Below are 19,692 nucleotides of genomic sequence, written 5' to 3' on the forward strand. Positions count from 1 at the left end.
TGACTACCCCACATCAAGAAGCAGACAGCACCCATTTCAGATGGGGCCACAGGAAGGAGACACCATGAAATCACGAAAGCCGACGCGCATGGCAGCCGCGCTCGCGTTTGCCGCGGTCTGCTGCACGGGCCACGCCGCTTACGCGAAAGACTCGCTGACATTGATGCTCAACTACACGGTCAACGGCGCGGTCGCACCGTTTTATCTCGGCAAGGTGAAGGGCTACTACGACGCCGAAGGCATCGATCTCAAACTGATGGAAGGACACGGCTCGGGCCCGACCGTGCAGGCCGTCGCGACGCACAACGTGGACATTGGCTACGCGGACTTCAGCACGATGGTCAAGGTCGCCGCGATGGGCGCACCCGTCAAAGCGATCGGCGTGCTGATGCAGGAAAATCCGACCTCCGTGGTCGGCCTCGCGGACAAGAACATCAAAACGCCGCAGGACATCAAGGGAAAAACGGTTGCGGTTGCGCCCGGCGACGCGTCGTCGCAGCTATGGACGATGTTCATGAACAAGGTCGGCCTGAAGGACTCCGACTTCAAGACCATCACCGGCAATCCGCAGACCACGATCAATGCGGTCATTACGGGTCAGGCGGATCTGCTGGTCGGCTTCGCGACGATCCCGCTGATCTCCGTCGAGCAGGCCACGAAGAAGCCCGCGCGCGCGATCCTGTTTGCCGACTACAACGTGAACGTGGCGACGCTTAGCATCATCGCGCGCGACGACATGATCAAGGACCATGCCGATCTGCTCAAACGCTTCATGCGCGCGACGGCGAAGTCCGTGAACGACAGCGAGAAAGACCCGGCCGCCGCGGTCGATGCGCTACTCAAGACGCTGCCCGCCGCCGGTTCGCGCGACACGATGATCCGCACGCTGCAGGCGACGATCCCGTTCTACCGCACGCCCGAAACCGAGAAGGCGCCGATCTTCCACGTCAGCGCGAAGAACATCGACGACTCCGTGGCCGCGATCGTGCAGTACAGCAAGCTCGATCCGTCGGCGAACGTGCCCGCGAAGTACTACACCGGCGCATTCGTTCCATGAGCCGCACTAGCGCCGCCGCGTCGTTCATTTCCGTTCACCCGAAACCCGCCCCGCTATGACCACCGTACTCAAGCTCGACGACAAGCATCACCGGTCTTTTTCCGCGCCCGCGCCCGCCAGATCGCTGATAGAACTGCGCGGCGTGACCAAGAGTTATCGCAGCGCGCAAGGCATGATGGAAGCGCTGAAACCGCTCGACTTCGACATCCGCGAACAGGAGTTCGTTTCGATCGTGGGGCCGTCCGGATGCGGCAAAAGCACCTTGCTGAAGATGGTCGCCGGACTCGAAGCGATCTCGTCGGGAACGATGACCTTGTCCGGCGAGCCGATTCGCGGCCCGCAAAAGAACGTGGGCATCGTGTTCCAGAGCGCCGTGCTGCTCGCGTGGCGCAACGTGCTCGACAACATCCTGTTGCAGGCGGAAATGCGCCGCATGCCGAGGCGCGAAGCACGCGAGAAGGCAATGCAGCTAATCAGCATGGCCGGTCTCGAAGGCTTCGAGCAAAAGTATCCGTGGCAACTTTCCGGCGGCATGCAGCAGCGCGTGTCGATCTGCCGCGCGCTCTTGCACGAGCCGTCCGTTCTGCTGATGGACGAACCTTTCGGCGCACTCGACGCAATGACGCGCGAGAGCATGAACATGGAATTGCAGCGCATCTGGCTCGAATCGAAGAAAACCGTGCTGCTCATCACGCACAGCATTCCTGAAGCGGTATTCCTGTCGGACCGCGTACTGGTGATGTCGGAACGGCCGGGCTCGATTGCCGCGATTTACGACATCGATTTGCCGCGTCCGCGTTCCCTTGAGGTGATGGCAACGCCGGCATTTCTGCATCACACGAAGACGATTCGCGCGCACTTCAATGCGCAAGGGTCGCTCGACGATCACTGATCTCCTCAAACGCAAAAAAAGGAACCGGTTGGAGCCTAAAGGCTTCCGACCGGTTTTTTTTGCGTGAGTTGAGATGCAGTAGAAGCTACGGCTAGAACCAGTGATTCATACCGAACGAGATGCCCGTCTGTTTCGCGTGACCCGACGCGTTCAACGTTGCGTTAGTGACATAAACGCCGGTGAAATGCGTATAGTCGATGTCCGCATAAAGCTCGGTGCGCTTCGAGAGCAGATAGTCGATGCCGAGAATCGCCACGTCTTTCCTGCCGTCCACGCCGCCGGTCTTGTTCTTGTTGTCGTAATACGCGGCGGTCACGCTAAAGAACGGCGTCGCCTGATAACGCAAACCGCCCCACAAGTACTGATTGCGTGTCATGCTGCGCGCCGAAGCGGGCGTGTCCTGCAAATCGAGGGAGTAACCGGCCATCACATCGACAGGGCCCACGCTCACCGTGCCGCCTGCCGTGTACTGGTCATTGCTGAAGTATTCGCTCGAGGTCGCCGTCAACGGATTGGACTTGTGCGTATAGCCCGCGCCCAGCTTGATCGTCTTGCCCCGATAGTTCAGGCCGCCGGCGAGCGTCGAGCCGTGTGCGGCGCTGCCCGGCACGCCGCCCAGCGCATATTCGCCGCGAACCACCCACGGCCCGAAAATGCCGCGATAGTTGATGTCGTTATCGTCGCGTCCGGTGTTGCCGCCCGACACCGCCGTCGATTCCGTAATGCCGAGGTAATGGAAGTCGAACGGCTCGAAGTCCTTGATCAGAAAATGCTGGAGCGTGAACTGCCGCCCAAAATCGACCTGCCCGAATGGCCCGCCTATTCCGACCGTCGACGTGCGCTGGAAGATCTGGTTGTTGGTGTTGTTATTCGCGCCGGTCGACAGCACGAAGCCTGCTTCCAGATTGAAACGCGCATAGTAGCCGCCTCCCAGATCTTCCTTGCCCTCCAGGCCCCAGCGGTTCGAGTTGTAGACGCCGTTCGACGCCATCGTCAACGCCGCGCCGCCCGCCTTCGTGCCGTTCACGAGATTGCGCAAGCCGCCGTCGAGCGAACCGTATAACGTGACGCTGCTTTGCGCATGCGCCGCGCCGCTCGACAGCCCAAGCAACGTGAATGCCGCGAGCGAGCGCGTCAACATACTCATTCGTACAGCCGGAAGTGCTTCTCCTTTGTCGTGCATATCTCCTCCATCGATGTCGTTCTATTGATATGGTGGCCGCTATCCGCGGCGCGTTAGATGTCTTTCTTTTCAGCGAAGAACCAGTCGGAATCCTTATTGATCCACTCAGGCCCGACGCGTTGACGCGTCTGTTCCTCGCCCGTTTCGAAGTACTCGCTCTTCACGGCGCGCTGCGCCATCGCTTCGTTGCGCTCGTCCCAGTCGCCCATCGAGACGCCGTACCACGGCCATTCCGGGCGCAGCGGCGGCAGCCCGAGTTCTTCCCAGATGGCCTTGGCGTTTTCCATGTACTCGCGCGTCGGCAGCGAAAGCGGCGGCAGCTTTTCCTTGCGTGTCGCGTTCATCAGGATCACGCCGTCAACGGCATCGTCGCCGCGTTGCGCGCCCGACGTGCGTGGTCCGTGTCCCGTATCGCGGCCATGCAGGATCTGCACGTCCTTGATCGCGTTCATCCGGTAGCTCATCGACCAGAAGATCGCATCGCTGTTTTCGGGGTTGATGTCGTTGCTCACGGCAACGACCAGCTTGCCGACAGCCGGTTGCAGCGACGCCGCGCCCATCAGCGCGCGCCATATTTCGGTTTCGGTTGCCTTCTCGCTGAACACCACGATCACGAGCTTGCGCAGATTGGTCAGCGGCTCGTGCATCACGACTTTTTCGACGCTTGCGATACGCAGCGAATTCTTCAAGTGATCGAGAAACAGCGGCTCGAACGCGACTTTCTTGACGAGCGAACTTTCGCTCGGCGTCACCTGGCTGATGATCGACACGAGATGCGCGTTCTTGCGTCGCGTAATCGCCGTGACGTTCATGTACGGATTGAATTCCTGCAAATTCACGTGACCGTGCGATTCGCCGAAAGGCCCTTCCGGTTCGAGCGTATCCGTCGGAACGAATCCTTCGATCACGATTTCAGCGTCGGCGGGCACAAGCAGATCGTTCGTCCTGCACTTCACCACGCGCAGCGGTTCGCCGAGAATCGCGCCGGCCACGCCGAGTTCGTCCACGTCGATTGGCAGCTTCTGGACGGAACAGAACGACACGGCCGGATGGCCGCCAATCACGAGCGCGGCAGGCATCGGCTTGCCCATCGCCTTGTACTTGAGCCAATGCTGATAGATGCCTTGCCCCATTTCGATCGACGGATTGCAGCCGACGCGGCGCTTACCCTTGATCTGTCCGCGATACGTGCCCATGTTCTGAATGCCGTTTTCCGGATCGACGGAAACGTACTGCGAGCACGTTGTGTACGGCGCGTTGTCGAAGCCCGGCGTCGAAATGGGAATCGGCAGATGCTCGAGACCTTGACCGTCGACATCGAGTTCATCGCCGATGAAACACACTTCCTGGCACGGCGCTTCGTTCACGAGAACGGGCGCGATCGGATTGCCCTTCGCCTGCTGCCACTTCTTGCCGATCTGATCGACGGGCACGCCCATGCCGATCGAGTAGACCTCGCGATTGATCGACAACGCGCCGACCACGACAGGCAACTCGTAGCGGCGTCCTTTGCTGTCGACGACGTTATGAAACACGAACGCCTTTCGATCCGACTCGGGAATGCCGCCGCGCAATTGCCAGCGCACGAGCGGATGGAGTTCGGTGTCCTTGTTGATTTCGCGGTGTACGTGAACGACAAGGCCCTTTTCCTCGAGGGCCTGCAAGTGGGTCTGAAACGAGGGGAAAGTTTTCATGGTTGTCCGGTGAATGATCAAGGGGAACGACGGTGAGCGCAGACTGACGCACAACGACCTCCCCTCGCAAACGCTGATTTCTCATGTACGTCATGAACGGATTTCATCCGCGGACAATGAAAAGCCCTCATGCGAGGCATGAACAGATTTCGTTTGAACGACAGGGGCCATGTCATGCAACCTGAGTGCGGAGACAGACGAACATACGAACCTACGAACCCGCCGCGCAGCGGATCGACAAGAGACGACGAACATGGACCGACGCAAACGTATCGTGGTGGGAATCAGCGGCGCTTCCGGCGTTGTCTATGGCGTGAGGCTGCTCGAGATGTTGCGCGAGCTCGACGTGGAGACTCATCTGGTGATGAGCCGCTCGGCGCAAATGACGCTCGCCTACGAAACCGACTTGCGCGCGGCCGACGTTCAGGCGCTGGCTTTCGAGCACTATCCCAATGCCGATATTGGCGCGGCGATTTCGAGCGGCTCGTTTCGCGTCGACGGCATGATCGTCGCGCCGTGTTCGATGAAAACGCTCGCGGAGATCGCGACGGGCAACACGGGTTCGTTGCTGTCGCGCGCCGCGGATGTGATGCTGAAGGAACGCAAACGCGTCGTGTTGATGGTGCGCGAGACGCCGCTGCATCTCGGGCATCTGCGCAATATGACCGCGGCGACGGAAACCGGCGCGATCATCTATCCGCCGGTGCCGGCGTTTTACGCGCGGCCCGACAGTTTGCAGTCGATGATCGATCACACGCTGGGACGCGTGCTCGATCTATTCGATATCGACGTGGGGACGGTGAAACGCTGGACGGGCGAACACAGTCAGAAGCTCGTCAGCGTGTCGAACGGTTGAGTCACGCCGGCACATCGTCGGCGTAACGTGCTTCGTCGAGATCGGCAATCAGCGTCGGGCCTGCTGGTTGCCAGCCCAAACGTGCCTGTGTCAGAGCACTCGACGCGGGCATATCGAGCGCCGCGAAGATCGCCATCCATCCGAAATACGCCTGCGTCTGCTCGCGCGCGATCGAAACGACCGGCAGCTTGAGGCCACGGCCCAACGCCTCCGCGATCTCCCGCGCGCTCACCCCCTCCTCGCCGACCGCGTGATAGCGCGCGCCGCGCTCCGCTCTTTCGATTGCAAGTCGATACAGCTTCACGACGTCCGATAGATGTCCCGCGGGCCAGCGATTACGGCCCTCGTCCACATACGCGCAAACCCCTTTCTCGCGCGCAATCTGGATGAGCGGCGTGATCAGCCCTTGCCGGAACGGGTTGTGCACTTGCGGCAGGCGCATCACCGAGACATTCACGCCTACCTCCAGCAGAACGTTACTCGCCAGCTCCGTTGCGAGTCGCGGATTCGGGTGCGCCGTGTTGAACACATCCTCCGTGGCGGGCTGCCCGTCGTCGCGGCTGCCCGCGCCCGTGCCCGACGTGACGAGCAACGGACGATCGGAACCGGCCAGCGCCGATCCGAGCGCTTCGATCACGCGTGCGTCCTTCTCGCAGTTCGCCGCGAAGCGCGAAAAGTCGTGGTCGAATGCGAGATGGATGACGGCGTCCGCGTTCGTGACGCCGCCGCGCACGCTGTCGACGTCTTCAAGCGTGCCGCGATGAACGTCGGCGCCCGCGGCGCGCAGCGCCTGCGCGCCCGCATCGGAGCGCGTCATGCCGATCACCTGATGACCGGCCTCGATAAGTTCGGGCACCAACGCCGAGCCGATGAAGCCCGTTGCGCCCGTCACAAAGATCCGCATGGCAATGCCTCCTTAGGTAGTCACCCTGTACTATGCGTTCATCCGCTATCCTGTTTAAGTAGTGACGTTATCCCGGTAAAAGGACTAACAGGCTCAGCATGTCAGTGAACGACGCTCAAACCCTCGGTGACTTTTTGCGCAGCCGCCGCACGCGTCTGGACCCGGCGAGCTTCGGCTTTTCGGGCCGTAGGCGCACGCCTGGACTGCGCCGTGAGGAAGTCGCCCAGCTTGCCCACATCAGTTCCACCTGGTACACCTGGCTCGAACAGGGCCGCGGCGGCGCGCCGTCCGCGCATGTGCTCGAGCGCATCTGCGCGGCGCTGATGCTCACCGATACCGAGCGCGAACACGTTTTCATGCTAGGTCTCGGGAGGCCGCCCGAGGTGCGCTATCGCGGCGTCGACGGTGTGAACCCGCGGTTGCAGCGCGTGCTCGATTCGCTCGACGCGAGCCCCTCGATCATCAAGACCGCGACGTGGGACGTGGTCGCGTGGAATGCGGCCGCCGCGGTCGTGCTGACCGACTACGGCAGGCTGCCGGCCGGCCAGCGCAACATCCTGCGCTTCCTGTTCGGCGACCCGGCCATTCGCGCGAAACAGCACGACTGGGAAAGCGTCGCGCGCTTCGTGGTCGGAACATTCCGCGCCGACGTGGCGCGCGCAGGGCTCGCTTCCGAAGTGGGCGAACTCGTCGACGATCTGCGCCGCGCCAACGCGGACTTCGACCGCATGTGGCGCGAAAACCAGGTGCTGGGTCACGGTGACGGCGAGAACGTAAAGCGCCTGCTGCATCCCACGCTCGGGCAGGTCGAAATGGAATATTCCCTATTCGCCGTCGATGGCCGGCCGGATCTCGGCATGGTCGTGTACACGCCATTGGATGCGCTCATGGCCGAGCGCATCCGCGCTGCCGCTCTTCAACATCGATCGATCGCCGCCAGCCGCCGACATGAAACTGCATCGTGGTCGAACGGCTCGCCTTTAGAGTGCGAACAGGACATGACGCGCGTCGGTGCCGGTGCAAACTGAACGCGTCAAGGAGGATTCGTTATGGTTCGTCTGGTCATGATTCTGCTCGGCGTCGATTACCTGCGCACGCGTTGGCGCTCGCTCAGGCTGATGGGCGCGGCTAGCCTGCTGCTCGGCATCGTCGTGTTCATCGACGCGCTCGACGGCGCGCTCTATTTTCCGATCACGCCGTTTGCGGTTTTGTTGCTGCTCGAAGGGCTCGCCACGCTCGCGGTCGCGTGGACCGGCATGGGCGGCCAGCGCACGCTGCGCTATGCGAAGGGCATTGCGTTCTCGTTGGCAGCCGCGCTGATTCTCGCGGGTCATCATCATGGACACTTCGCACTGTCGATGATTTTCGGCACGCTGTTTCTCGCCGATGGCCTGTTGCAGATCGTCTCGGCACATGTCGTGCGCTACCGTACGTGGCGGCTCGCAACGATTGGCGGCGGCGTGGAAATCGCGTTGGCGCTCTTCTTCTATCAGCCTTATCCCACGCATTATGTCGGCACCGTACCGTATTGCCTCGGCCTCGGTTTGATCTTCGGCGGCTGGAATCTGTTGTTGCTGAGTACGCGGGCGCGGCGCCTCGTGTCGAATCCCGCAGTCGATTCGGATGCCGAACGATCGGACAACAGCGATGCAGCGACTCGGGCCGCGATGACGAACATCGAATGGGACGGCCCGCCCGCCGCCGACGAAGCCGCGCTCACCGTGCATGTGTGGACCCCCGTCGGATCGGCCAAAGGCGAGGCGCGGCGACAGCCGATTGTCGATCGTTATATCGCGGCGGTGGATCGCAACGGCGTGATCTCGACCGGACACGCGGCGCTGGAAGCACCTGACGGCATTTACGTGAGCCTCTATCCCGCGGTGGAATTCGATCGTTCGCCGGATGACTTCGCGCGGCTCTTGCGTGCCACGCGCGAGAACGATGTGCCCGGCGTGTTCCAGCCTGACTATGCGACGGAATCAAAGGCGTGGTGTCCGTCGACGGTTCAGGTGCGCATACGCAATTACGATCCGGCCCGCTTGCGCCGCTTCTGGGACGCGTACCGGCAAGACACCACGTATAACCTGACGTCCCGCAACTGTTCGAGCAGTGTCTCGCGCGCGCTCGAGGCGGCGATCGAAGGGGCTTCGACACGCGTATGGGGCGGCCTCGGTGGCGTCGGCGGCCTCGGCGGGTGGCGGCCTTTTCTTCGCGTGATCACGACGCCGGAGCTATGGGTTGCTGCGCAAATACGCAAACGCGCGGCGACGATGGCGTGGACGCCCGGCCTCACGCTCGACTATGCGCGCGCGCTCAGCATGCTTGCCGATCCGCGTCCTTCCGGCTGGGTCAGGATGGCGCGTCTGGCCATGCGCAAGATGGTTCGATCGCGGCGTCTGGATCGTGAGCCTGCCGATGATCCGTCGATGCTGCGGACGCTCGTATCCGATCATCGAGCCACCGCAGCAAAGACGAACGAAGAACAACGCTAACGCTAACTGCTGTACTTCAGGCTCCAGCCGAACGTGCGGGTACTGCCGGCGTTGATCGTGAACGGCTGCGTCGTGCACGCGAAGTTCGAGTGCAACTGGCCGATCGGCGTCGTCGACAAGGGGTTCGTGGCGCCGCCCGCTGTCGTATCGAAGTTCGACAGCGCGCAACTGTCGAAACCGGTCGTGGCGTAGCCGGTCGCGCTGCTATTGGCGTTATTGGCGTAATTGACCGAGAAGCCGTCGCCGTTGGCGGTCGTGCTCTGGTAATCGGCGAATGAAGTGAAGTCGGTTTCCACCGTCACATTGCCGGTCAGCGTCGCCGAGCTCAGCGTATCGGTGCGCGTCAGCGTGCCTCGGCCGAATGTGAGCACCGTATGCGCCTGCAAATCCAGGTCCGTCGAGAACGCCGCGTTCTTCGCGGCTTGCCTGAACTTCGCCGTGTCGAACGACACGATCACCTGACCATTACTCTCCGTGACGTTGAGATTTTTATAGTACGTGACGGGTATATAGGTCTTGCCGTTATACGACACCTGCGGAATCAGCAATGCATAGCCGAGGTCGGTCGTACCGTAGATAAGCTTGTCGGAGAAAGGAACCGGGTAATACGGCGTGAATGAATTGTAGTCGGGCGCCTGGCTCAGATTCAGATTGATAACCCGATTGCCGTCACGCACGGTCAGAAGCGCCGCACTGTACGGGTGCGCGGTATCGGTGGGCTGGTTGTACCAGGTCAGCGTATAGCGCGGCCTTGCATCGAGCCACGCCTGATAGTCGGAATCGGCCATCGGCGCCTTGCCGCCGAAACCCAGTTTGCTCCACCACGCATCGACATACATGTACTGATGCAGCAGGCTGAAGTTCTCGCCCATCACGCGCGGCTTGCCGCGGTAAGTATCGGTGCCGCGGCCTTTCACCCACATGTTCACCGACGGAGTCGGCAACGTCGGGTCATACCAGAACGTTTCATAGCGGCGAGCCGCCTTATAGATGAACGTATAGGCGATCTGCATTTCCTGCGGCGTCAATACGCCGGCATTGGCTGCGGCAGTGAGAACTTCCATGAATGCCGAATCGCCATAAGGACCAATGGACCGTCCATAGTTGAAGCCCTCGCCGTCCGCGTTCAATTGAGGAAGAATAAGATCGACCGATTTCCTCAAATAGCCCTTCAATTCCGGCGTGAGATTGGCCTCGTTGCCCATTTCGAGTGTGCGCTCGACTACTTCGCCGATCAGCAACGTGCTGTATCTGTCGAAGCGCGCCTGGTCGTAATAGGTCGTGTGCGTGTTCGATGCTTCGTCGGAGAAGCCGCCCGACGAATCGTTGCGGATATGGTTCGTGAGCGTGTATAGCAACGCGTCGCGCGCGTTCATCGTGGCAACGGCCGGGTCGGTCGCGGACGAAAAGGTCGGATTGCTCCAGCCGAGTTTCTGCCGTAGTCCAGCAATGCCGTACGACACCGCATAGTAATTCTGCGCGGTATTCAGCGATGCAACGTCGATCGGCACGCCGGCCGCAGGACAGGTATTCGTCTTTCCGCTCGAATCCGCGCCGAACATGTCGCAGAAGGTTAGACGGTTTTGCAGCGTCGCGAGCATTGTGTCGCTGAATACTTCGTTGAGCATGCCGTGCGCCTTGAAATTGTTCAGCGCCACCAGGTAATAGTATTCGCCCCACGAAGTATTGGCGTAGGTGTAATTGCCGCCGCTCGGCTGCGCCATCATCGCGGTGGTGATCTTCTGGTAGGTCGCTAGATAGTCCGCGTATTTCGGATCGCCCTTCGCCTTCATATCGATCAGGATGTACGAAAGGCCGAGCGCGAGTTTGCCGGGCAGGAATTTGTCGCCCGTGTTGGTGTCGAGAACGTGTACCGGAGTGCCGTCGCCGAGATCCATCACGACCTGCGTGAAGTCCGGCGATTTCCTGATCAGATCGAAGAGCGCCCGCATCTGGCCCATCATCGTGATGGGCACATCGGTTCCTCGCGGAACGCTGGTATCGCTCGCGCCATAAACGATTGCATGCAGCGACGGCGCGGCTGTCGGCGTGGGCGTAGGCGCGGGCGGCTGGTTCGCATCGTCGGTGCCGCTGCCGCAGGCCGACATGAGAAGAAGCGTCAATGTACTCACAGCACACCTGCCGATGGACTTTCGTGGGGAACGCATGTCTGTCTCCTGATTAGTGTTGGATAGAGCTCGGCGGCTCCTGGCAACCTTCGAGAAAACGATTAACTTATTGCAAGGCGCTTATCCTCGCACCATTTCTCCGTCGCGCACAACCCTAGGTAAACTCAGCACTAGCATTGCGGCCGCAAAGCTCCTATTCTAGAAAAACGTTTTCCTAATTGGGTCCAAATCGCTGACCGCGCGCGACTGCGCCGGGTGCTGCGCCGCGGGCCCGGGCGCTCGTCGCCCGGCACAGAAAAGCGCGGCGCGACGAGCGAAGCCGTGCGACGGAGACATCCATGCAAACTGCCGTACTCGGTCTTGCCCGTACAGCCAGCCGCTACCGCTGGACGGTCTGCGCACTGCTGTTCTTCGCGACCGTCATCAACTACATGGACCGCCAGATTCTCGGGCTGCTCGCGCCGCTGCTGCAGCATGACATCGGCTGGACGCAGGTGCAGTACGGCCGCATCGTGATCGCGTTTTCCGCGTTCTATGCAGTGGGGCTTTTGTGCTTCGGGCGCATCGTCGACTGGCTCGGCACGCGCATTTCGTATGCGCTCGCCATGCTCGTGTGGAGCGTGGCCGCAATGCTGCATGCGGCGGTAGGTTCAGTCACCGGCTTCGCGATGGTCCGCGCGCTGCTCGGCATAGGCGAAGGCGGCAATTTCCCGGCCGCCATCAAGACAACCGCCGAATGGTTTCCGCGACGCGAGCGCGCACTTGCAACCGGCATCTTCAACTCGGGCGCGAATATCGGCGCCGTGTTCGCGCCCGCGATCATTCCGCCGCTTGCGCTCGCGTTCGGCTGGCGCGCGGCGTTCGTGATCATCGGCGCGCTGGGCTTGCTGTGGCTCGTCGTATGGTTCGCGTTCTACCGCTCGGCCGAACCGCGCTCACACGACGACGATCTCGACGAGGCACGCGACGAAGTCGAAGCACTCGACGCCGCCAACGTGAACGCGCGTGCGCCTGGTTGGGGCGTATTGATCCGCAAGCGCCAGACATGGGCGTTCCTGATCGGCAAGTTCCTGACCGACCCGGTATGGTGGTTCTATCTGTTCTGGCTGCCGAAGTGGCTCAACGAATCGCGCGGCATGGACATGCAGCATATCGGCCTGCCCCTCGTGTGCATCTACGCGATGACGACCGTGGGCAGCATCGGCGGCGGCTGGCTTTCGTCGGCACTATTGCGCGCAGGGTGGACGGTGAACGCCGCGCGCAAGACCGCGATGTTGATCTGCGCGTGCTGCGTGCTGCCGATTGCGTTCGTCTCGCAGGTCGACAATCTGTGGGGCGCGGTTGCGATCGTCGGCCTAGCGGCGGCAGCGCATCAGGGCTGGTCCGCGAATCTGTTCACCACGGCGTCGGACCTGTTTCCGAAGCGCGCGCTCGGCGCGGTGGTGGGCATCGGCGGAATGGCCGGTTCGATCGGCGGCGTGCTGTTCTCCGAAGTAATCGGCCAGGTACTGCAACGCACGGGGCACTACTGGGTACTGTTCGCTATCGGCGCGCTCGCCTATCTCGTCGCGTTTGGCGTGATGCACTTGCTGACGCCGCGTATGGCGCCGGCGAAACTCGAAGCGTAACAACAACGCGAGAAGCGCGAGAAGTACGGGTTGAAAGCGCGATATGTGTCAGCCGCAGGCCGCCGTGGATTCACGCACGATGAGCCTCGGCTCGCACATCGAATGCCCTGTTTGCGCGTGGCCCGCGAGTTGATCGATCAGCTTTTGCATCGCGAGTTCACCCATCTTCTCGCTTTGAATATCGACGGTGGTCAACGCGGGGGCCGCATATTCGCCGTACGGAACGTTGTCGACGCCGGTCACCGACAACTCTTGCGGCAGCTTGATGCCGAGCGACGCCGCCTCTTTCATGAAGCCGAGCGCGATAAGGTCGTTGTAGCAGATCACCGCTTGCGGCCTGTGCGGTCCAAGCATCACGCGCGAGCACGCGTGTTCGCCGGCATGCGCAGTGGGCGCATGCGCGTCGTACACGTCGAGCGTGAGACCCGCTTCCTCGAGACAATCGCGCGCGCCGCGAATGCGCTCGTCGTTGATGCGTGCCTGCCCAAAGCCGAGATAAGCGATCTGACGATGCCCGAGATTGAGCAGGTGCCTCGCGAGCATGTAGGTTGCGAGCCGGTTGTCGATGCCGACGCTCGGGATCGGCAGGGTCTCGCTGTGCCGCAACAGCACGAGCGGCTTGTCGAGATCGAGCAGCCATTGCGACTCGCTGTCGGACATGCGCGAGCTGATGATCAGCCCGTCGACGCGCTGCGCGAGTGCTTCGATCAACGGCTTTTCGCGCGCCTGGTTTTCGTCGGTATCCACGAGCAGCAGCGTGTAATCGTGGCGCAGCGCAATGCGGTTCGCGCCCTTCACGACGTTAGTGAAGTGCGGATTGCTGATGTCGAGAATCGTCAATCCGATCGCGCGTGTGCGGCCCGTAATCATGGATCGCGCAAGCGGATTCGAACGGTAGCCGAGATCTTCGATCGCCGCTTTGAGGCGCGCCTCCACGGGTGGCGAGAAGCGCTGCGCGCCGTTCATGAACTTGGACACGGTTGCGACCGATACGCCCGCGGCAGCCGCGACGTCGCGAATAGTTGGAGGAAGTTTTTTCATCGCGCAGTTAACGGGTTCTCCTGTTAACGGATTGTCGCAGAAATGGGCTGGCGCGCGTTTGTTTTGATTCGGTTGCAGGCTGCGGCGTGCCGCCGGTCGCGCGCCGCATAAAAACATTTTTGCAATTTAACCACGCAATATGCAGGAGTTTTATCGATGAGCCAAACCATCAGCGAATCGTCCACAGTAGATCGCAAGCCGTTCCGGCGCCTGCTTCTGACAGGCGGCGCCGGCAACCTGGGCCGGCAGTTGCGCGGCGCACTCGCGGAATGGGCCGAGGTCGTGCGCGTGACCGACATTGCGAGTCTCGGCGATCCCGCGGCGCATGAAGAAACGAGTGTGGTCGATCTCGCCGACCGCGCAGCGGTGATGCAACTCGTCGAAGGTGTCGACGCAATCGTGCACCTCGGCGGCATTTCCATCGACGCGCCATTCGACGATCTGCTCGGCGCGAACATCGCCGGCACTTACAACCTGTATGAAGCCGCGCGCAAACACGGTGTCAAACGGATCGTGTTCGCGAGCTCGAATCATGTGATCGGCTTTCATCCGGTGACCGAAGTAATCGACGCCGATTCGCCGCAGCGTCCGGATAGTCTCTATGGCGTGACCAAGTGCTTCGGCGAAGCGCTGTCGCGCTACTACTACGATCGCTTCGGAATAGAAACGGTGTGCATGCGCATTGGTTCGTCGTTTGAAGAACCTAAAAATCCGCGGATGCTCGTCACCTATCTGAGCTATCGCGACTTCATCGAACTCGTGCGCTGCTCGCTGTTCACCAATCGCGTGGGGCATGTTGTCGTGTACGGCGCGTCGGACAATCCGGCCAAGTGGTGGGACAACACCAAGGCCGCGTTCCTCGGCTTCAATCCGCGCGACAGTTCCGCGCCGTTCGCGTCGGGCTTTCCGGCAACGGCGCCTGACGGCTCGCGCGACGACCCGGCGCAGCGCTTTCAAGGTGGGCCGTTCGTGTTAGGCGAGCCGATGGAGAGTGAGAAGCCGCGCTAACTTCGTGAGGTGGGCTAATTCGTCATAGCAGCGAGCCCGCCATTCGGCTCGCCGCCTTGCGCGGTTTCGAGCGACGGGCAAGAGATCGCAGAAAAGGTTTGTCCGCAACCGGCATCAGCATCTGAACCGAAGGCGCATATATCGCTCAGATGCTATGCGCAAATCCTTAAGGAAACCTGAAGAACAGTTGCGCTTTAGCCAGTGTGACAGTTTTTTTAACGACGCCGCGACAAGTGTGTTCCGACGCACAGTGCAGAGCAAATCGAGCACTATTCTTGAAGAGGAAAGTGTATGCAATGCGCGTTGCCTGACGAATCAGGCATGCAGCCCAGACTCACACGAGGTGATGATGTCCCAGGCGAGCGTACCCCTTTGCGTCGATCTCGATGGCACGCTGACCAGCACCGACCTTCTGGTCGAATCTTTCCTCGTGCTGATAAAGCGAAATCCACTGTATGCGTTTTTTTGTATTGGGTGGCTGTTTCGCGGCAAAGCGCATCTGAAAGCGCAGATTGCCCAGCGGGCGGCAATCGATGTGACATTGCTTCCCTATAACGCGCGCCTCGTGGCGTTCCTGCGTGCAGAGCGATCCAGTGGCAGGGATCTGTATTTATGCACGGCTGCGAACCGCAAGTTCGCGGAACAGATAGCCTCATACTTCGGTTTCTTCGCGGGTATTCTCGCGAGCAACGACGCTCTGAATCTGTCCGGCGTCCACAAGGCGTGCGCTTTGTCCGAGGAATTCGGTCCGCATGGCTTCGACTATTGCGGCAACGCGCTGTGCGACGTACCCGTTTGGAAACAGTGCAGACGGGCAATCGTTGTGGGAACGCGCCCGATCGCCGAGGCGGCCGAGATGGTGAATCAGAAGGTTCTCTTCTTCGAGGAGCGGCGATCGCTCATCGGCCTGACCGTCAGGGAAATGCGTGTTTATCAGTGGGTCAAGAATCTCCTGATCTTCGTGCCGCTGCTCGCATCGCACCGTTTTACCGAAGGGGACACGCTTCGAGCCGAAGGCATCGCATTTTTTTCCTTCTGCTTCTGTGCGTCATCGGTATATCTGCTCAATGACATGCTGGACCTCGATGCGGACCGGCGCCACATAAGCAAGCGCAATCGGCCGTTTGCCTCGGGACAGTTATCGCTCGCTTTTGGCATGCTTATCGGGTGTGCGCTCCTCGTCGCCTCTGCGGGTCTTGCCCTGCTTTTGCCTTCCACATTTCAGCTCGTATTGGCCGGCTACTTCGCAACTACGCTTGCTTATTCGCTCAGGCTCAAACGGTTCGTGCTTATCGATGTCTTTGTGCTCGCGGCTCTTTACACCGCCCGCGTCGCGGCGGGCGGCGCCGCGGGGGACATTCCCCTGTCGGACTGGTTGATCATGTTTTCTATTCTGATCTTTCTCAGTCTCGCGATGGTGAAGCGCTACGCGGAGCTCGACGCGCTATTGCGCGAAGCGAAAGTTTGCGCAGTCGGGCGCGGTTACGTTACGCAGGATCTCGGCATTCTGCGTTCATTCGGCACGGCTTCTGGCTACGTCGCGGTACTGGTGCTCGCGCTCTACATGAATTCATCCGATGTACGGATGCTCTATCGGCACCCGCACGCACTCTGGTTGTTATTCGGGCTACTTCTCTTCTGGATTAGCCGTGTGTGGATGTTGGCCTTTCGCGGCGAGATGCATGACGATCCGATCGTGTTCACCTTCAAGAACCGCCTTAGCCTGCTCGTGGTCTGCCTCTGCGTAGCGACGGTGATAGCGGCAAGCTGACCCTCGACCATTCAATCGATGCAATTCTTTTTTCTGTTTCTGAGCGGCACGTGCAGTGCCTCGGCGAGCATTCTTTTGCGCATTGCGGCGCGGGTTGATAACGACCCCTCGTTGTTCGCGACCGGTGGCCGGCCGTTACTTTATCGACTCGCCGCGATAGCGGCTTATGGTGCCGGGTTCGGCCTTTATGCGCTGGCACTCAAGCGCGTCGAGCTGAGCGTGGCTTATCCGCTGATGGTTGCAGTCACGATCCTCGAGATTCTTGTGTTTGGCGTCGTGTCAGGCGAAGCGGTTTCGCCGCGGATCGTCGCAGGCGCAGGCTTCCTTCTCATAAGCGTGCTGTTGCTATACCTGCCGTCGAGTGCAAGGCCGTGAGCGTGGTGCTGACCTGAACTTCGCTGCTCATACCAGTACTTCGCGAGACTGCTTGCGCGTGACCCGATGTTCCGTGACGGCAATCTGAAAGCATTCTTCATTTCAGGCCACAACGGGAAATTTTTTGGAACGTAGCGTGCGCAAGCGCGCATTCGGGAGCCGATGTCGATCCTCCGACGGTGGCAAATATCATAATCTGGGTGTACCGCAGGTAGGAAAGCGACTCGTTGGGCGAACCCCTCCGCAAGACGGAGGGTTGCCGTCCGGTCCCAGTACGAACCTTACTGTCTACGCGAAAAATGAACAGCTTCGATACGAGCATCGAGACGTTCCTTAGCGGATTCAATTCGTGTGCGCTCTGCAATCATGCGGTGCAAGCCATTGCCAACATGTACACCTTCAAAGGTCTGGTTCTGATCCCGGCTTTGTGGTGGATATGGTTTCAATCGGCGGAGCGTCGGCAATGGAGGCGTGAAGTCGTGATTGCAACGGCCGTGAGTGGCCTGTTGGCCCTTCTTGCAGGAAGGCTTCTCGCGCATTTTTTACCCTTCCGTATGCGCCCCGCCTTTTCACCCGAGCTAAACCTTCATTTCCCATTTGTCCCGCAAAGCGAAAGCATGTTGTCAACGTGGAGTTCCTTTCCTAGCGATCACGCAATGCTGTGGATGTCGGTCGCAGTAGGACTCTTTGTCGTCTCGCGCCGCATCGGCATTCTCGCGCTTCTCTACGTCGCCATTTTCATTTGCATTCCGCGCGCCTACCTCGGCTTCCACTATCCGACGGACCTGTTGGCGGGCGCTGCGATCGGCATCGTCATTACCTATGTCATGACGCGCGATTCCGTGAGACCGCTTTACGCAACTCCTATATTGCGTTGGATCGAGCGCTACCCCGGACTATCGGCGATGCTTGGATTCGTGTTGTGCCTGGAACTTGTTACCCAGTTCGATGAGATTAGAACTTTCGCGACTTCGATCCTCAAGGTTGTTTGATTCGTTCGTTACCCGCACGACGCAAAGCGCTTTAACAACCTGAAAGGGGATTTGATGACTGCACAAAGAGGAACCGTGCAGGGCGGCAGGCCGTTGACTCTGTGGGCCGTCTGGCTAATCGCCACTCTCGTGGCCTCATTGCCGCTCTTCGTTTCGTCGATACCTCCGTTGGGGCAGCACTTTTATAATATCGTCAGGATAGACATTCTTGCGCATCCGGTTTCCTATGCCGGCGACTTCGTAGTTCGGTGGGACCCCTTACCCGATCTTGCGATGGACCTGACGGTCCCGTGGATCGCGAAGCTCATGCCGGTGGAATGGGCTGCGTGGCTCTTTATCGTTGTCGAACTCGCGTTGATCAGCTCGGGATGCCTGATCCTCAGCCGTGCGCTAAACGGCCGCTGGTCATGGTTCCCATTGACCAGTTTTCTGCTGCTCTACAACTGGATTCTGATTCGCGGCTACGACAACTTTCTGTTCGGAATCGGCCTTTGTTTATGGGCCATAGCGTTGCATGTCACGCTACGCCGGTCCACGGTCGCTCGAATCGCAGTGTCGTCTTGCAGCGCGCTTCTCATCTATTTTTGCCATCTGTTTCCTTTGGCCGTCTTTGCACTGGTCACGGGAACATGGGAGCTTGGCTGTCTGCTACAGGAAGACAAGTTCCGCATCCGGTCGATGTTCAGGCATGCGAGCGCAACCCTGGTTCCGTTGATACTTCCCGTGGTATTGCTGGCGCACAGCAGTACCGGCGGGCTTCGCGGTTCCGTCGACTTCGGTTTCATTCATCTATTCGCCAAAGTGAGCCGCTGGCTCGATGTGTTCGCAATCGGTAATCCTCCCGCCGACATTGCAATTCTGGCAAGCCTGGGCCTGACGTTAGCCGTGGGCTTTCTACTGAGGTGGTGGACGTGTCAGCCTGAGTGCCGGATAACCGTCATCGCGCTTCCGCTGGTGGCCCTATTCGCGCCATTCTCCGCATTTGCTTCTTATGGCGTTGTCGAGCGATGTGCGCTGAGCTTCGCGTTCCTGCTGACTGCACTGGTGGATGTGCGGGCTTCGAGACCGCGTCTGCAACGTGCCGGCGCGGTGGCGCTCACTATCGTCTTCCTGTTCCGCATTGCGACGGTAACTGCCGACTGGCGTGCGGCGAAGCCTGCCATTCAGGCATACAGGGCTACGTTTGCGTCCTTGAAATCAGGCTCTGTTCTGTTCCAGTACAAACAGGATACGACGTACCCGTCGCCAAGAACGGCGCCCGACCGGTGGAATCCGTATCTGGATAAAGTCGTCGCGCTCGCCACGCTTGATCGTGTTCTCGTACCGGATCTCTATTTGAAGGCGGGTCAACAGCCGGTGCTTTACCGCACCAAAAACGCCGCGTTGAGGAAGTTCCAGGACGACATTGAAAACGGCGATAAGGCATTCCGCGCAAACGACGATATGCTGCGCGCGTGGGCAGCAGACTTGCAAAAAACATTTCCGGACTTGCCAACCCGATTCACTGAGGTGTACCTGGCAGTGTTCGATCCGCAACGGCGCCTGTCTGAAACACTCGCTGGCTGGCAACTCGTTGCGACTTTACCGGAACATCGGCTTTACCGGATGCTTCCGCGATAACCCCCGTTTTGATGAATGCCCCGCCCCTTCCTTACACGCGACGCACGATC

16 protein-coding genes are annotated in these 19,692 nt (G+C 60.2%); 11 read left to right on the forward strand and 5 right to left on the reverse strand.

Annotation, left to right across the window (positions count from 1 at the left end):
• Positions 1 to 64 precede the first annotated feature (64 nt).
• Both AB6809_RS00520 and AB6809_RS00525 read left to right on the forward strand, forming a co-directional pair.
• Positions 65 to 1,057, forward strand: a complete 993-nt coding sequence (locus AB6809_RS00520; RefSeq protein WP_310032361.1) for an ABC transporter substrate-binding protein — start codon at positions 65 to 67, stop codon at positions 1,055 to 1,057.
• 55 nt (positions 1,058 to 1,112) lie between these two features.
• On the forward strand, positions 1,113 to 1,949 hold the full coding sequence (locus tag AB6809_RS00525; protein WP_006049815.1) for an ABC transporter ATP-binding protein: 837 nt from the start codon (positions 1,113 to 1,115) through the stop codon (positions 1,947 to 1,949).
• 91 nt (positions 1,950 to 2,040) lie between these two features.
• Here AB6809_RS00525 and AB6809_RS00530 read toward each other — a convergent pair whose 3' ends face one another.
• Both AB6809_RS00530 and AB6809_RS00535 read right to left on the reverse strand, forming a co-directional pair.
• Entirely contained in the window at positions 2,041 to 3,096 is a 1,056-nt protein-coding gene (locus AB6809_RS00530; RefSeq protein WP_307259795.1) for a porin, read from the reverse strand.
• Between the two features lie 89 nt (positions 3,097 to 3,185).
• Positions 3,186 to 4,826, reverse strand: a complete 1,641-nt coding sequence (locus tag AB6809_RS00535) for a UbiD family decarboxylase (protein ID WP_006049817.1) — start codon at positions 4,824 to 4,826, stop codon at positions 3,186 to 3,188.
• A gap of 253 nt (positions 4,827 to 5,079) precedes the next feature.
• On the opposite strand from AB6809_RS00535, the gene AB6809_RS00540 reads away from it, so the two are divergent.
• Positions 5,080 to 5,682 carry a UbiX family flavin prenyltransferase gene (locus AB6809_RS00540; RefSeq protein WP_029970229.1) on the forward strand — a complete coding sequence of 201 codons (603 nt, stop codon included), beginning with the start codon at positions 5,080 to 5,082 and terminating at the stop codon, positions 5,680 to 5,682.
• A 1-nt stretch (position 5,683) separates the two neighbouring features.
• Here the strand turns inward: AB6809_RS00540 and AB6809_RS00545 are convergent, their stop codons facing one another.
• The gene (locus tag AB6809_RS00545; protein WP_307259802.1) at positions 5,684 to 6,586 is read right to left on the reverse strand and encodes an SDR family oxidoreductase; all 903 of its coding nucleotides are present in this window, start codon (positions 6,584 to 6,586) and stop codon (positions 5,684 to 5,686) included.
• A 98-nt stretch (positions 6,587 to 6,684) separates the two neighbouring features.
• Here AB6809_RS00545 and AB6809_RS00550 point away from each other — a divergent pair, with 98 nt between their 5' ends.
• Positions 6,685 to 7,614, forward strand: a complete 930-nt coding sequence (locus tag AB6809_RS00550; RefSeq protein ID WP_029970227.1) for a helix-turn-helix transcriptional regulator — start codon at positions 6,685 to 6,687, stop codon at positions 7,612 to 7,614.
• A gap of 21 nt (positions 7,615 to 7,635) precedes the next feature.
• Positions 7,636 to 9,078, forward strand: a complete 1,443-nt coding sequence (locus AB6809_RS00555) for an HdeD family acid-resistance protein (RefSeq protein ID WP_029970226.1) — start codon at positions 7,636 to 7,638, stop codon at positions 9,076 to 9,078.
• A gap of 2 nt (positions 9,079 to 9,080) precedes the next feature.
• Here the strand turns inward: AB6809_RS00555 and AB6809_RS00560 are convergent, their stop codons facing one another.
• Entirely contained in the window at positions 9,081 to 11,246 is a 2,166-nt protein-coding gene (locus AB6809_RS00560) for a hypothetical protein (protein ID WP_029970225.1), read from the reverse strand.
• A gap of 299 nt (positions 11,247 to 11,545) precedes the next feature.
• Here AB6809_RS00560 and AB6809_RS00565 point away from each other — a divergent pair, with 299 nt between their 5' ends.
• Positions 11,546 to 12,835 carry an MFS transporter gene (locus AB6809_RS00565; RefSeq protein WP_006049823.1) on the forward strand — a complete coding sequence of 430 codons (1,290 nt, stop codon included), beginning with the start codon at positions 11,546 to 11,548 and terminating at the stop codon, positions 12,833 to 12,835.
• Between the two features lie 48 nt (positions 12,836 to 12,883).
• Here the strand turns inward: AB6809_RS00565 and AB6809_RS00570 are convergent, their stop codons facing one another.
• Positions 12,884 to 13,876, reverse strand: a complete 993-nt coding sequence (locus AB6809_RS00570; RefSeq protein ID WP_006049824.1) for a LacI family DNA-binding transcriptional regulator — start codon at positions 13,874 to 13,876, stop codon at positions 12,884 to 12,886.
• Between the two features lie 156 nt (positions 13,877 to 14,032).
• Here AB6809_RS00570 and AB6809_RS00575 point away from each other — a divergent pair, with 156 nt between their 5' ends.
• From AB6809_RS00575 to AB6809_RS00595, 5 genes are all read left to right on the forward strand, one after another.
• Positions 14,033 to 14,884 (forward strand): NAD-dependent epimerase/dehydratase family protein, encoded by an 852-nt coding sequence (locus AB6809_RS00575; RefSeq protein WP_370882139.1) that lies wholly within the window; start codon positions 14,033 to 14,035, stop codon positions 14,882 to 14,884.
• A 349-nt stretch (positions 14,885 to 15,233) separates the two neighbouring features.
• Positions 15,234 to 16,655 (forward strand): UbiA family prenyltransferase, encoded by a 1,422-nt coding sequence (locus AB6809_RS00580; RefSeq protein WP_371025933.1) that lies wholly within the window; start codon positions 15,234 to 15,236, stop codon positions 16,653 to 16,655.
• A gap of 75 nt (positions 16,656 to 16,730) precedes the next feature.
• Positions 16,731 to 17,030 (forward strand): ligand-binding protein SH3, encoded by a 300-nt coding sequence (locus tag AB6809_RS00585; RefSeq protein ID WP_232292279.1) that lies wholly within the window; start codon positions 16,731 to 16,733, stop codon positions 17,028 to 17,030.
• Between the two features lie 299 nt (positions 17,031 to 17,329).
• Positions 17,330 to 18,022: a phosphatase PAP2 family protein gene (locus AB6809_RS00590; RefSeq protein WP_006049828.1), complete on the forward strand. Its 693-nt coding sequence runs from the start codon at positions 17,330 to 17,332 to the stop codon at positions 18,020 to 18,022.
• A 54-nt stretch (positions 18,023 to 18,076) separates the two neighbouring features.
• A complete protein-coding gene (locus tag AB6809_RS00595; protein ID WP_029970222.1) occupies positions 18,077 to 19,642 on the forward strand; it encodes a hypothetical protein in 1,566 nt (521 codons plus the stop codon).
• The last annotated feature ends 50 nt before the right edge of the window (positions 19,643 to 19,692 follow it).

The organism is Paraburkholderia sp. RCC_158 (assembly GCF_041355255.1).
GTDB lineage: Bacteria > Pseudomonadota > Gammaproteobacteria > Burkholderiales > Burkholderiaceae > Paraburkholderia > Paraburkholderia graminis.

Excerpts from the sequence above, each read along its gene's own strand:
- AB6809_RS00570 (WP_006049824.1), bottom strand. The coding sequence starts at position 13,876 with ATGAAAAAACTTCCTCCAACTATTCGCGACGTCGCGGCTGCCGCGGGC.
- AB6809_RS00590 (WP_006049828.1), top strand. The coding sequence starts at position 17,330 with ATGAACAGCTTCGATACGAGCATCGAGACGTTCCTTAGCGGATTCAAT.
- AB6809_RS00550 (WP_029970227.1), top strand. The coding sequence starts at position 6,685 with ATGTCAGTGAACGACGCTCAAACCCTCGGTGACTTTTTGCGCAGCCGC.
- AB6809_RS00520 (WP_310032361.1), top strand. The coding sequence starts at position 65 with ATGAAATCACGAAAGCCGACGCGCATGGCAGCCGCGCTCGCGTTTGCC.
- AB6809_RS00530 (WP_307259795.1), bottom strand. The coding sequence starts at position 3,096 with ATGAGTATGTTGACGCGCTCGCTCGCGGCATTCACGTTGCTTGGGCTG.
- AB6809_RS00565 (WP_006049823.1), top strand. The coding sequence starts at position 11,546 with ATGCAAACTGCCGTACTCGGTCTTGCCCGTACAGCCAGCCGCTACCGC.
- AB6809_RS00555 (WP_029970226.1), top strand. The coding sequence starts at position 7,636 with ATGGTTCGTCTGGTCATGATTCTGCTCGGCGTCGATTACCTGCGCACG.
- AB6809_RS00535 (WP_006049817.1), bottom strand. The coding sequence starts at position 4,826 with ATGAAAACTTTCCCCTCGTTTCAGACCCACTTGCAGGCCCTCGAGGAA.
- AB6809_RS00595 (WP_029970222.1), top strand. The coding sequence starts at position 18,077 with ATGACTGCACAAAGAGGAACCGTGCAGGGCGGCAGGCCGTTGACTCTG.
- AB6809_RS00540 (WP_029970229.1), top strand. The coding sequence starts at position 5,080 with ATGGACCGACGCAAACGTATCGTGGTGGGAATCAGCGGCGCTTCCGGC.
- AB6809_RS00545 (WP_307259802.1), bottom strand. The coding sequence starts at position 6,586 with ATGCGGATCTTTGTGACGGGCGCAACGGGCTTCATCGGCTCGGCGTTG.
- AB6809_RS00575 (WP_370882139.1), top strand. The coding sequence starts at position 14,033 with ATGAGCCAAACCATCAGCGAATCGTCCACAGTAGATCGCAAGCCGTTC.
- AB6809_RS00580 (WP_371025933.1), top strand. The coding sequence starts at position 15,234 with ATGTCCCAGGCGAGCGTACCCCTTTGCGTCGATCTCGATGGCACGCTG.
- AB6809_RS00560 (WP_029970225.1), bottom strand. The coding sequence starts at position 11,246 with ATGCGTTCCCCACGAAAGTCCATCGGCAGGTGTGCTGTGAGTACATTG.
- AB6809_RS00525 (WP_006049815.1), top strand. The coding sequence starts at position 1,113 with ATGACCACCGTACTCAAGCTCGACGACAAGCATCACCGGTCTTTTTCC.